This window comes from Paraburkholderia caffeinilytica, from assembly GCF_051027425.1.
Classification (GTDB): Bacteria; Pseudomonadota; Gammaproteobacteria; order Burkholderiales; family Burkholderiaceae; genus Paraburkholderia; species Paraburkholderia caffeinilytica_A.
In genome coordinates this window covers 1,705,155-1,717,711 of sequence record NZ_CP186553.1, presented here as the reverse complement: position 1 = coordinate 1,717,711, position 12,557 = coordinate 1,705,155, and the positions used below count along the sequence as shown (strand labels likewise).

The 12,557-nt window shown below is 63.1% G+C and carries 14 protein-coding genes; 4 read left to right on the top strand and 10 right to left on the bottom strand.

The genetic code is table 11. The features are described 5' to 3' along the window. Window positions 1-148 precede the first annotated feature (148 nt). Together ACOSV0_RS28085 and gspK are read left to right on the top strand one after the other, a co-directional pair. Window positions 149-730 carry a hypothetical protein gene (locus ACOSV0_RS28085; RefSeq protein ID WP_434115651.1) on the top strand — a complete coding sequence of 194 codons (582 nt, stop codon included), beginning with the start codon at window positions 149-151 and terminating at the stop codon, window positions 728-730. 95 nt (window positions 731-825) lie between these two features. Then, a complete protein-coding gene (gene gspK / locus ACOSV0_RS28080) occupies window positions 826-1,818 on the top strand; it encodes a type II secretion system minor pseudopilin GspK (RefSeq protein ID WP_434115649.1) in 993 nt (330 codons plus the stop codon). 11 nt (window positions 1,819-1,829) lie between these two features. On the opposite strand, the gene ACOSV0_RS28075 is transcribed toward gspK, so the two are convergent. Then, window positions 1,830-3,479 carry a transposase gene (locus tag ACOSV0_RS28075; protein ID WP_434115648.1) on the bottom strand — a complete coding sequence of 550 codons (1,650 nt, stop codon included), beginning with the start codon at window positions 3,477-3,479 and terminating at the stop codon, window positions 1,830-1,832. 357 nt (window positions 3,480-3,836) lie between these two features. On the opposite strand from ACOSV0_RS28075, the gene ACOSV0_RS28070 reads away from it, so the two are divergent. After that, window positions 3,837-4,670, top strand: coding sequence for a hypothetical protein (locus tag ACOSV0_RS28070; protein WP_434115646.1), 834 nt, complete (start codon window positions 3,837-3,839; stop codon window positions 4,668-4,670). Between the two features lie 114 nt (window positions 4,671-4,784). Here ACOSV0_RS28070 and ACOSV0_RS28065 read toward each other — a convergent pair whose 3' ends face one another. The 8 genes from ACOSV0_RS28065 to gspG all read right to left on the bottom strand — a co-directional run bounded on the left by ACOSV0_RS28065 (window position 4,785) and on the right by gspG (window position 10,738). After that, window positions 4,785-5,078: a FecR/PupR family sigma factor regulator gene (locus tag ACOSV0_RS28065; protein ID WP_434115644.1), complete on the bottom strand. Its 294-nt coding sequence runs from the start codon at window positions 5,076-5,078 to the stop codon at window positions 4,785-4,787. 225 nt (window positions 5,079-5,303) lie between these two features. Then, entirely contained in the window at window positions 5,304-6,302 is a 999-nt protein-coding gene (locus ACOSV0_RS28060) for a FecR family protein (RefSeq protein WP_434115642.1), read from the bottom strand. 11 nt (window positions 6,303-6,313) lie between these two features. Then, window positions 6,314-6,862 (bottom strand): RNA polymerase sigma factor, encoded by a 549-nt coding sequence (locus ACOSV0_RS28055; RefSeq protein ID WP_434115640.1) that lies wholly within the window; start codon window positions 6,860-6,862, stop codon window positions 6,314-6,316. 5 nt (window positions 6,863-6,867) lie between these two features. After that, window positions 6,868-7,482: a TonB C-terminal domain-containing protein gene (locus ACOSV0_RS28050; RefSeq protein ID WP_434115639.1), complete on the bottom strand. Its 615-nt coding sequence runs from the start codon at window positions 7,480-7,482 to the stop codon at window positions 6,868-6,870. Between the two features lie 297 nt (window positions 7,483-7,779). Then, complete coding sequence (gspM, locus tag ACOSV0_RS28045) at window positions 7,780-8,292, bottom strand: type II secretion system protein GspM (RefSeq protein WP_434115638.1); 513 nt, start codon at window positions 8,290-8,292, stop codon at window positions 7,780-7,782. Then, complete coding sequence (gene gspL, locus ACOSV0_RS28040) at window positions 8,256-9,707, bottom strand: type II secretion system protein GspL (RefSeq protein ID WP_434115636.1); 1,452 nt, start codon at window positions 9,705-9,707, stop codon at window positions 8,256-8,258. Before gspL ends, gspM begins: the two co-directional genes overlap by 37 nt. A gap of 49 nt (window positions 9,708-9,756) precedes the next feature. After that, window positions 9,757-10,266 (bottom strand): GspH/FimT family pseudopilin, encoded by a 510-nt coding sequence (locus tag ACOSV0_RS28035; RefSeq protein WP_434116178.1) that lies wholly within the window; start codon window positions 10,264-10,266, stop codon window positions 9,757-9,759. A 7-nt stretch (window positions 10,267-10,273) separates the two neighbouring features. Next, window positions 10,274-10,738: a type II secretion system major pseudopilin GspG gene (gspG, locus tag ACOSV0_RS28030; RefSeq protein ID WP_434116176.1), complete on the bottom strand. Its 465-nt coding sequence runs from the start codon at window positions 10,736-10,738 to the stop codon at window positions 10,274-10,276. A gap of 158 nt (window positions 10,739-10,896) precedes the next feature. On the opposite strand from gspG, the gene ACOSV0_RS28025 reads away from it, so the two are divergent. Then, the gene (locus ACOSV0_RS28025) at window positions 10,897-11,331 is read left to right on the top strand and encodes a type II secretion system protein N (protein ID WP_434115634.1); all 435 of its coding nucleotides are present in this window, start codon (window positions 10,897-10,899) and stop codon (window positions 11,329-11,331) included. A gap of 8 nt (window positions 11,332-11,339) precedes the next feature. Here the strand turns inward: ACOSV0_RS28025 and gspF are convergent, their stop codons facing one another. Continuing rightward, window positions 11,340-12,557, bottom strand: a complete 1,218-nt coding sequence (gene gspF / locus ACOSV0_RS28020; protein WP_434115632.1) for a type II secretion system inner membrane protein GspF — start codon at window positions 12,555-12,557, stop codon at window positions 11,340-11,342.

Here is a 12,557-nt window from a genome sequence, read left to right as displayed (position 1 = left end):
TCTGCTGCCGCCAAATCCGGTTTTCGTCTCACCCACGACGATTCTGAATGCGGCATAGGGACCGCCCATCCGTCTTATAAGAAGAAGACGCCGATATTCATGCAAGCGCGGCATCTCAGCTTCCCGGATGTCCATGAAAAATGTGCCTATGTCCATCGCCATGATGTTGCTCCGGCGGCTCGCCGAACGGTTGTTGCCCGGCGCCGTTGCCGCGAGCCGGTCCGCGGTTCCCGGCTCACGCCACACCGGCGGCTCGCTCGCGGCCATGCCCCTGCAATGGCGCACGCACTGGCTCGCGTGGCAGTTCCTGTCATGGATTTCAGGCACACTGCTCGCGCCGCCCTTCTGGATGGTCGGCATCCTGCTGATGATCAATGCGCACAGCGATCAACCGTTCTTCTGGTCCCTGACGATGGCTATTGTTCCCGTCACGAACGCCATAGCGATCGTTCATGCAAATCAGCGCCACCATCGCGAGCCATTCACCGCGCGCTGGCAGGTCGGCCTGCATTACTTCATAGCAGGCATGCTGACCGGCTGCGCACTGTTCATGCTGATGGGGTGGTATACGGGTGCTCTGCAGGGTCTCGTTGAGCCGTTAGTCGTCACGATGGGCGCATCGGGTCCCGCGGCTACCGTCTTATGGAGCGGTACTGTGATCGCAGCCTTCGGGGTGTTGTCCTTTGCACACGCCGCCGTTTTGCACGCATGGCTTGCTTTCGAGGCCTGAACGCCCTGGCCTTATTTCTGAGGATCGCTGACAGTCCGCAAACGAGCCGGCTGCGAATCGCCGGCCCGGCACGATCGGACCCAATTGGAGCGGACATGCATCGCATGCACCACGTTCAGACAAGGCGCCCGCCCCGGGAGCGCGGCATCGCTATCGTGACCGTGCTGCTGGTGGTGGCGTTGGCGGCCACGCTGGCCGCCAGCGTACTGTGGCGCCAGAGGGTTGCCATACGCGATGTCGAAAACCAGCGCCTGTCTGTCGAGACAATGTGGGTCGAACGCGCTGCCGTAGAGTGGGCGCGCGCGACACTGCGTCTACAAAGTGTCACTTCCAATGTGACTTACGACGGACAATCCTGGGCCGCCCCCGTCAGCGACATCCAGCTCGCCGACTTTCTGCCGCGCCAAACCATGGCCGTGAACGGCGAGCTGGCTAGTGCCTGGATTTCCGGTCACGTGGAGGATGCCCAAGCCAGGTTCAACCTGACGAACCTGGTTTCAAGGGCGGGCCCCGGTCGACCGTGGCAAGCCAACGGCGACGGCATATTGGGTTATCGTCGCTTGCTGGGCGAGCTTGGCCTGAACCCGGGTCTTGCGCAGATCACCGCCGCCTATATGCAGCGCTCGCTGAGCGAAACCAGGGACGCGGTTGACTGGCCGCTGCAACTTGTCTCGGTCGACGACCTGATCCGCATCCCGGGATACGACGCGCGCGCCGTCGAGACACTCTCGCCCTACGTCACGATCCTGCCGGACCTCACCACCGTCAATGCCAACACGGCGGCCGAACCGACGCTCGTCGCCGCCATTCCGACCCTGTCCCGCAGCCAGGCTCACACGCTTGTCGAGCGGCGCGCCACAGCCTACTTCGTCAGCACCGGGGACATCGCTGAAATATTGGCGCCGACCCAAACGAATACGACGCTGCCTCCCGGCTCACTCGTTGGGGTCAACAGCGGCTATTTCATCGTGCATTGCAGGATCCACTCAGCGCGGATCAATACGCGAATCGACACACTGATCGCGCGATATGGTATCGGCAATTTCAGCTGGACCGCCGTGCTCTGGGTGCATCGCGTCACCGGTTAGACGACGCCGGTCTAGTTGAGCGACGGCTTCGACGCGCTCTCATAAGCCGCCGCCTGAAATCCCGGATATTCAGGCGCCAGCCGATCCATGGTGGTTTCGCGTATTTCCGATTTCATCCGGTTCCAGTCTTCCACGGAAACCAGAAACGCGATTGCCTGACCGTATTTCGTGACCATCACCGGTGACTCGGCCGCGTCCCGCAACGCCTTCGATGGATTACTGCTGAAGTCGCGCGTGGCCATGGCGGTAGCACGCTGCCCGGAACGCGACCCGCCGTCCGGATCGACGCCGGCTTCCCGGCAAAACATGCTGTCGAGTGTCGACGCGCGCAACATGGCCTTGGTTTTCGGCGGCGTCGTATGCTCGCGCTGCTGCTTGCGCCGGCTGCGCGGATCGACATGCGCCGCAATATTTTTAAGGATGCGGCCGAATTGACTGGGCACAAGGTGATCGTAGTGCTGCCAGAATTCGGATGGAACGGCGATCATCATGCCCGCGTAGGCTTCCCTTACGCCCGCCGCAATGTAAAGCGGCAAGCGTCTGGTTTCGCGCTCGTTCAGTTCCTGCCTGTTGCTCACCGCGCGCACCATCGCGCTCAGTCCGTTATATGCCAGCGCGGCAACACCGAAAGCCAGTAGCGCTGCCCGCGGCGTGCCCGACGAAAGCACCCCGCTATAGAACACCGGCTCGAGCGGCACCGGCAACGTCTCGCTCCAGCGCCGGCAGGACAGACGCACGACCTCCTGAGCGCTCAGGTGCGAAGCAGGAACATTCGTCAGGATCCGGATCACCGTGTCACCGTCCATACCCGGATGATCCAGATGCAATTCGATGCGCCTGAAGACAAGCGACGAACCTAACTCGTCGGTCATGCTAACGGATTGTTCGTAGACGAGCCCCGACTCGATGCGGCCTTTTTCCAACCGGCCCTCCCTCTCCAGCCAGACGGGGCTGCAGCCATGTTCCTGCACGATGAATGCGCTGCCGCGTCGCGGCCAGCCGGCGAGTATGGCGCGGGTATTGAAGTGGCGATCGACGATCCACAGTTCGCCAGGCTGAACCGAATCCAGCAAGGCGGCCATGACAGACTGCTCCTGCGCCCGACCGTGTTCGCACGGCACCAGATCGACGATCATCGCGAGATCCGGATCGTAGACCACGAGCGACTGTGCGAGCGATTCCGTATCGCGTTCCCCACCGGGTGTCGTCGCACCGTGCATACAGCCCGACGGTCCCGGCGAGCATCTTTCGCTTGCCGGCAAACGGCTGCCGTCAAGAATCCTCAATCGATAACCGCTTACAGTCGCCTGCCGGTCGTGCAACATCGGTTGCACGAGGGGAAGCAATCGCTGCGCGCTGTCCCGTACAAGGGTGCGTCCCCAGCCGGACCGGGTCCGGCTGATCCTGTCGTGCAAGGCGGTGATCGATGCCGGCAACTCGGGAAGCGTTTTCACTGCCGTATCCATCGAATGCCGCAATCGCGCGGCGATGATCGACATCGTTTCCACCGTCATCGAGAACAACGACTCCCGTATCTGCAGACTGTCGCCAGCCTCCACCTGCTCGAATGAATCGCCGGCCCACTCCGCATCCAGCGCGCATTGCAGGACCAGACGCGCCATCAGGGTCATCGGGCTGTGTTCGACAAAGCGTTCTATCACTGCGCGTATCACCTGATTGCCTCGTAATTGTCTGGTAAAGCGCCCGCGAGCGCCCGATCCCATCACCGTGACGGGAAATCTTTCCCTTGATTCCCGTCACGCCCCTTGTCTTGCCACACCCATTAACATGGGGTGCCAAGATGCCCGCGCGTCATCCTTACCGCGATGCACGCGCCGGCCACGCGAATACATTCACTTTCCCTCAGGCACGCCCCGTTACGACCGCTGCCATCGACAACGACTTGCTGACGAGCTTGACGCGCCGTTTTCGATATCGGAATATCAAGCGTGACTGGATACCGGCGCGGCGGCACTACACTCCAGCAATCCGCTCAACTGGATCCGGGAGGAACCCGCATGTACGTAGATCCACGCGTCGCGCATGGCCGTGCGAAGTTCGACCTGAACCGCTCTCCACGCATGTTCGCTGAGGAGCGTCGCTGGAAAATCACCGACATCATCGTGAAGAGCCTTGAATACTTCGCCGGGACACCTAACCGGCGCGGCTTCATGCGACTTCTCGAACAGCAGATCGCACCGCGGCTCGAGCGCCTCGGACTCGAGCCGTACATCGGCACACTGGGCGATATGGAAGGCCTTTTTGTCAATTTTTCGACGATGAGCGCCGAGCACGGGTTGCGCGAATTCCAGTTGCGGCTCACCGTCCCCGACCTGGTCCTGAACAGCTTCGCCTCCAACACCATCAAACCACACGCTGTAGCGCGCTGCATGCAACGCAATGGGGTTCTGTCGGTCGCGGAAATCGAACGCGAGACCAACATGGCATTCGTGTTTGCGCGCGTGCTGCGTCCGCTCGCTCTGGTCGAGAAGTGGAAACAGGCCGCGGTTCCAACGGCAGACGGACTCTTTGTCGGCGAAATCAGCCATGCCGACGACATCTTCATGAACACGTACATCCGGCCCGCCGCCAGCGACCGGCCTTCCCGCTGGAGCGGTTTTGCCGAACTTTTCTCCGTCATGCCGGACTGGACTGCGGCCCAGATTCACGAAGGAAGCGATCTCCTGCAATGGATGATCAACCATATCCTGGCCTTGCGAAAAACCGCTTCATTAGCCGAGCGCTTTCCATTCCTGCTCGAACCCTATCAGGCACTCAACGATCCGCTCGACGCAACCTGGGACGCTGCGCGCGCCAGCGCCGACAGCGAGACGAACCCAGCGCCGCGCTAGGCGAGCCGCCGGTCGCGCAGCGGCCCTTGCGCACCATGCCTTGCAAGCCGTCGCGCGCAAAACCGCACGCCCGCATGATCGAGGCCTACATAAACAAGGTCGAACCCAGTGCGTCTATCCCGCAGATTTTTTTGGGGGGACGCTGCGAAAGGTCCTGATGCCCGGTTCGCAGGCCACGTCACGCGGATCGTCCAGCACGCCAAGTGTCCGCCAGACCCACATCGCCGCATACGCCGCTCGTGCATGTTCGGGACTCTGCGCACGCCAGCGCCGGAACGCATCCAGTTCGGCGGACGTACAGTCGGCCGTACGCAGCCAGAGCAACCACCGGATAGCGCCGTCCCGGACGCGATCGGACGCCGCCGCTTTCGCGAGAACGCGGCGTGAGCCTGCGTGATGATTTTTCATGGCCACTCCATCGCTCATGGGAGATCCGGCCCGAACTCGCGCACTTTGCTCGGTCCACGGCGGAGTTGCCCCGGTTCCTGCCAGACAGAGTCGGCCCTGTCATGCATGGCACATGGGAACCGGAACGCTGACAGGCCGTAAATAGCGGGCCTTCATGAGTTATGTCGGAAACGGCGGCCGTAACCCGCAGAAAATCGGGTGGCCGGAAACACCGCCTGCTCAGGCTCAGCTGAGCAGCACGATATTGCCGGGGAGTTTGGTGACGCGCGCGCCGTAGAGCCGGCCGAGCATATTGATGACGTCGTCCAGCTTGGCGATCGGAAACTGCGCCTGCATGCGATTTTCGCCCAGCGCCGCGTTCCGCAGAATGACTTTGCCCGGCCGGTAACGATTGATCTCGTCGACCACCTGGGCGAGCGGCACCCCGTTGAATACGAGCACCCCTCTTCGCCAGGCCATCACTTCGGCTGGATCCACCTGCGAAACGGCATGGACTTCCCGGTCGTCATAGACCAGTTGCTGGCCCGCAAGCAACGTCAGGCGCTGGCGGGGATGCTCGAATGCCACCGAACCCGATACGCAGGTCACGCAGACCTGGTCCCCGCTATTGCGAACATTGAATCGCGCGACTTGCGCCTGCATCCGGCCTTTACCTGCAACCAGTGCAATCGTCCGCAGCGGGTCGGTGCGACCGGCGGGCGGCGCCGCGGCAACGACCTCGGCCTCGCCCGCCAGCAATTCGACGCCACGGACCGCTTGCCGGGTAGGCAATATATTGAGCCGGGTCTGCGTATTCATCTCGACCACCACCCGGTCCGACAACGCCACACGACGCTGCTCACCGGTGCCCGTATGATAGTCGGCGGCGTAATCGGTCAAGGCCGGCCACAGGCTGAGGGGCGGACGCAGCGCGAGCCACGAAGCGCCCGCCGCTACGGCAAAACCCACGAATGCCCGCCGCCCGGGACGCAACGCGTGGGCGCGGCTCACGTTCCCTTTCCACGCCTGCCCCGATGCCAGTTCTTCCTGTCTGATCTCGGCGGCGGCGGTTCGCAGCATGCCCCACGTATCGCGCAACAGATGGGACGCGCGCGGGTGATCGTCGCACCATTGCTCAAAAGCCCGCACGTCATCCGGACACAGGTTCCCACCGCGCAGGCGCAGCAGCCATGCACGGGCCTGAGCCTGCTCTTCGCTCGCGGCATCGACCTCAGCTTTCGTCATCGGTAAGGTAATCAAAATTTTCGCGGCCCGCTTCTCGAACCCGTGTACGGATCGCCTAATTCCTGCATGCGTTCGAGGCAATACTTTATCGCAGTGCTCAGCTCGCTCTCGACCAGACGTAGCGAAATACCGAAACGTTCAGCGATTTCACGGTTCAACTGTCCATCCACACGCGCAGCCAGCAAGATCGCCCGGCGCCGGGGCGTCAGGCCACGCAGGATATCCTTGAGCGCCTCGACTTTGAAACGCGCTTCCACGATCCGTTCCGGATCGGCGAGTTCGTCCGGCAATTCGAGCAGCGCATCGACGTCGTCTTCATGGAAATGACGCCGCTCACGGCGATGCTGGTCAATCGCGACGTTGCTCGCCATGCCCAGAATATACGCGTCGCCATTCGCAACAGGCGTAGCGACGTTCGCGTTTTCGAGGCGCAACCAGGTTTCGTGCAAGGCGTCGGCGGCGCCGTCTTTCGATCCCGTCACGCGCTCAAGCCGTCGAACCAGATACGCATAGCGCGAAACCAGGAGTTTTTTTAGTTGTGTCCGGCTGCTGTCTGACATGACCCCTAGCCCCGTTCGCCTGATTGTGAGCAGTCGATATGCACGCCTTTACCGACTGGCCGCAGCAAAATCGTAACCGGCTCGGGAAGCCCGCGAGGCGGCGGCGAATCGAATCGCAACGTCCGGATCGCCCGCTCGATCGCCGCGTCCCGCGCCGACAGGCCTGTGGAGGTCACTACCGCGGCGGCTACCAGTTCTCCTTCATCGTCGATACGCAGTTGCGCCACCAGCCGGTAGCTTCCCGGACGCGTCAGGGGCAGCGCGCATAAAGCCTCGGTCAGGCGCGACTGGATCATCGCGGCATAAGCGCGCTGATCGCCGTCGTCGGCGATACCGTCGATCGCCAGCGTGCCGGTTGCATCCGGAACAACCGCGGGAGCGACCTCGTCGTTCTGTGGCGCGGCAACGATGAGCGCCTCGTCCGTGCCCGTAAAATCGGCCTGCAACCCGGTGCCTTCAAGCACGCGCTGCAGCGCTTCGCGGGGCAGATAGTCGCCGCTGAGCGGCGCGCTGATACGTCCATCGAGAAGCGGCGCGGGAGCGAGCACCACCAGTTCGGTCAGACGGCCAAACGCCTGAAGCACCTGTGCAAGAGGCTGCGCGGGCAAATCGAAGTGCACACTGCCCCCGGAGGGCCGACCACCCCGTCCGGCATCCTGTGCTTGAGCGCTCCGCACAATAAGGACGCAAAGTAAGAAGCATGCGGTAAGCGCCAGGACACCGGACGGTGCCCGTGAGCGTGTCATGTGTAAATCGCCGGAAGTTGGATTATGTCGTGCGGACCTGGGGCAGTCCGTGGCCAGCATCGAAACAGGTGAGCACCGTATCGTAAGAAGAGAATGTGACAGTTAAGTGTCCGCGACAATGTACGGTCGAGCTTGCCGCGGAGATTTACGTGCGCGCGCAACGATATGGCGTTATTGATCCGCCGCCGGCTGCAACGTTGCGGACACCGTAGCTTGCCCCTGCTTCACTTCCGCGCTCGCGTGAGCGTTGATCACGCGCACATGCTGCTCCCGGCGCGCCTGGTCGAGCCACGTCATCCACACTGCGAACGGTACAGCCTTCGCGTCGATCTGCACGCCTTTGCCCAGTACCGTAAACTGCGCGTTCGCGACACCTGCCTGCGTCAGCGACGCGCTTAGAGCCTCGCGCAATGCAATACCCGCAGACGGGCGAACCGCGGCCGCCGCTTTCAGCCGGCGCACCTCATCGACCTGCAACTGCACATCGGCGAGCTGCGCCTCGAGCAGCGGAAGCTTCGCGACGATCTGCGCGCGGCCATCGTAAGCCGGTTCCCACAGCACGTTGTAGACAAGCGCCAGTGCCACGAGCATGCCGCAACCAAGCAGCAGCTTTTTTTCGCGGGGGGCGCGCGCCTCGAACCACTGCGTCAGCGCGGCCCGGACTGCACGGATTTGACCGTCCATTTGCCGTTATCCTCCTGAGCGGACAAACCCTGCGCCGTCAGGCGGCGCTTGAGCCCGTCACTGTCGATCGTCGTGCCGGGCTTGAATGTCATATCAAGTGCGCCGCCGTTGTAGTCGAGCCCGGCGATCGCACTGGACGGCACCGGCCCCAGCGCATGGGCAACGCCGGTCGCGAGCGCCAGAAAATCGTCCGGCCGCAATTCCCCGGCCGCGCTGCGCAGCCGGGTCAATTCCGCGCCCATCTGCGCGTGCGGATCGAGAATCACCGTCGTACCCGGAAATGCGGTTTTCACAAGCTGCGCCATCTGCTCGTTCAGCGCGTCGCGACGATGGCGCAACTCGAACCATTGCACATTGACGGCGGCAATCGACACCACGAGCGACGCCGCAACGAAGCCGAGCGCCACCCGCCATGGCTTGAGTCCGCCGGCGCCGGGGCGGCTGCGCCCCGCATTCGCAAATTCGAACTGGCACAGGTCGAACCGGCAAGCGAGCGCTTCGCGAGCCACACTCACCCACGGCAGAACATGTGCCGCCAGAGGAAAGGCCGTGCCCGAATGGGCCGGCTGACCGGTCTGAGTCACCGTTGCGTCACCGCGGTGCTTTCCGGCTTCCTCGGCCGGACCGGCAGACGGAGCGCCGTCAGCGGTTGCGACTGCGAGCGAATAGACCATCAGCGGCTGACGCTTCGCCAGTTCCGCGATCGTCGCGTCCAGTTGAACCGCCGGGACACGCGTGCCGAAACCCAGCGCGCCCTGCCTGAGCGCCAGCTCTACCCATTGCACATCTTCGCTGCCCGACGCCGACGCTGACACCGACTCCGGCACTACGCGATCACATCTCATGATCAGCGCACTGGCTACGTCACGGCCCACTTCTGCTCCTACTTCTTCAAGCTCGTCGTTCGCAGCGGGACGATCGGTCACGGCCACGTCCTGCGGTTGTTCGGATGACTCCGCTGCCTGCGGCGATAGCGCGGCAGTCAGCAAAGGAATGCAGTGAATCAGCGGCACGGCGCGCAAGCGACGATGGCCTGCCGTCGTAAAGCGCTCGATGACAGACGCGAACCACTCACGGTCTACGACCGCCGCACACTTCACACCGGCGTCCTGCGGCGTGGGGTCGATCGCAATATGACTGTGCTGTGCGTCCTGAATCAGGAATTCCTCGACCACATTAGGCAATATGCGGCGCAATCGTGGCCCCGTCACCGGCGGCAACACGACATTGAGCAGCAGCGCGTCGCGCGCGGCCAGAACGAGCACCGTGGCATGCGCCCGAGGCAACGCATCCATCGCGGCAAGACCGGCCCGCACGGCTTTACCTTCACGGTCGAACAGCGCAAACGGCATCGCCTCGCCTGCGTTCGCCGCGCCCATGTCGCTCGACGGTAACAGCACGATCAGGCTCGACACGGTCTCACCTCACGGAGCAGGCGCTGATGACGACGGCAATCCCGCACCTTCATGGCCGGCTCACTGCAAAATTGCCGATCCCGCTGCTGATCACGAGCAGACGTACGGCACCCGAGTACAGCGTAATCGTGACTGGCACATCGATGCTCTCATTGCCCAGCACGACCCGCTGGATCGGATCGCCACTGCCCGTGTAGCGGATCGACACGCCGGTCACATCCGTGGCCCAGCGATGCGGGGCGAGCAACTCATCCGCCATCGGCCGCCAGGAGCCATCTCCTGCTCGCTGATAAAACCGGTAGCCGCCGTCGACAGGTTGCCACGCAATCGGAGCCGAGCGGATTTGCGCCTCATCGCCTGCGGACTCAAGCAGCGCGGCAAGGCGCTGCGCCTCTTCCGCAAGATCCGTGCGACGGTTCCGGCTTGGCGCCAGTGCGACGACCGCGACGAGCAGTCCGGCGATCACCAGCACCACCAGCATTTCCAGCAGCGTGAAACCCGCGGAACGGCGATGCACGTGCCGCCGCTGAACCGACGACGCGCGCCGTCGCCGTTGCATGCCGGCGCTATTGCCACGAACCAATATCGGCATCGTTACCCTCCCCACCCGCTTTGCCATCCGCGCCAAAACTGAATACGTCGATCGCACCATGCACGCCCGGGTTCAGGTACTGATAGGCATTGCCCCACGGATCGTTTGGCAAGCGTTCAAGATAGCCACCGTCTTTCCAGTTGTTGGGGAGTGGATCGACGCTCGGCTTTTCGACGAGCGCACGCAGCCCCTGGTCCGTGGTCGGATACCGGCCGTTGTCGAGCCGGTACAGATTGAGCGCCTGCATCACCGTGCCGATGTCCTGTTTCGCCGCGACACGCCGCGCTTCGTCAGGACGGCTCATGATCTTCGGCACGATCAGCGCGGCAAGGATCCCGAGAATCGCAATCACCACCATGATCTCAATCAGCGTAAAACCGTGCTGCGCGCGACGTCCTCTCCGACCGAAGTGAACGCCGATGCTACGTGAGCCCGGCATGTTTGAACCCGTCATCATGTATTCACCCTTTCGTCCAAGAATAAGAGCAAGCCGTGCGCTGTCGTGTCGTTGCCATGCGTATGCAATTCGAGTCAGCAACGCATCGCGCAATGCCCTCGATCCGTTCCTCTACCGCTTTGCCAGCCGGAATCCACATCATGCTTCGTCCCGTTCTGCATCGATTCTCGTCCCCGCCGCTGCTTGCAACCGTTGCAGCCATTGCACTGTTCGTAGCCGTTCTTGCAGCGTGGATCCGGATTCTGCATGCGCCGATGCCCGGCGCGTCGGCGCGTCCTGTCCCAGCCGCATCCATCGACGCGTCAGCTGGCGCGACGCTCTTCGGCGCACAACCCGATCAGGGCCAGCATGACGCAGTCCAACTGCTGGGCATCCTCTCCTTCGGTCCGCAACACGCCGCCGCCATTGTCAGCATCGGCGGTGAAGCAGCCCGCGTCGTTCGCGTGAACGGCGCGATCAACGATGCGACTACGCTCAGCGAAGTTCGCCCGCACTCGATCGTGGTCGACAGAAACGGCGTGCAGCATGAAATCGCGCTGCCCGCCGCTCAAGACCCGAGTGTGTTCGTGCGCTGAACGGTCCATCACTGCACCAGGTTGTTGAGTTCGATAATCGGCATCATCACGGCGAGTACGATCACGAGCACGACGCCGCCCATGGCCAGAATCAGCAGCGGCTCGAGCAGACTGGTCAGGAACATCGTGCGGCGTTCCAGCTCGCGCGACTCGCCGTCAGAGGCGCGGTCGAGCATGGTCGTCACGTCGCCGGTCGCTTCGCCCGAACGGATCAGGTGAACCAGCACCGGCGGGAATGTTTTGGTATTGCCCAGCGCGCGAGAGAGCGATGTCCCCTCGCGCACCCGCACGATCGCGTCGTCGATGTTGTCGTGCATCGCACGATTGCTCAACGTCTCGCCCGCTGCCTGTAACGCGCGCAGGATGGGCACGCCGGCCGCGGTGAGAATACCGAGCGTGCTCGCAAAGCGCACGGTGTTATAACCGCGCACCAGTTTGCCGAAGAGCGGCGCGGTGAGCGCCCACCGGTCGAATGCGAGTCTGGGGCCGGGCTGCGCGAGAATACGACGCACGAGCCAGACCACGATCGCAACCGCAATGAGGGTCGCCCACCACCAGTGCCGCACGTAACCGGAGAGCGCCAGCATCATGACGGTGAGAAGCGGCAACGCCTGTTTCGTGCTCACGAACACGTTGGCGACCTGGGGCACCACGTAACTCAGCAGGAAGGTCACAATGCCGAACGCGATACAGGTCACCACCGCCGGATACGTGAACGCGAGCATGATCTTCTGCTTGAGCGCATTGCTCTGTTCGATATAGTCGGCGAGACGCGAGAGCACGACGCCGAGCTTGCCGGTATGTTCGCCCGCCGCCACCAGTGCGCGATATATCTCCGGAAAATCCCGCGGATGCTGTGAGAGCGCGTTGGCAAACGAGTGTCCGCCCACAACCTCCGCGCGGATCGACGCCATCAGCTCGCGCACGTAGTCGCGCTCGGCCTGCTCGCTCAGCACCGACAACGTTTCGTCGAGCGGCAAGCCGGCGATCAGCAGACTGGCCAGCTGGCGTGTCAGGATGGCCTGCTCCCGCTGCGACAGCTTGCGGCCCAGCGCAAGACGCTGGCCTCGTGCGCCATGCGCGCGCGCCGCAGCCGGCTCGACAACCAGCGGCGTCAGCCCCTGTGTGCGAAGCTGGCTGCGTCCTGCTCGCGCACTATCGGCCTCCAGTACGCCCTTGAGTGTCTTGCCCGTTGCATTGATCGCCTCGTACCGGAATGCCGACAT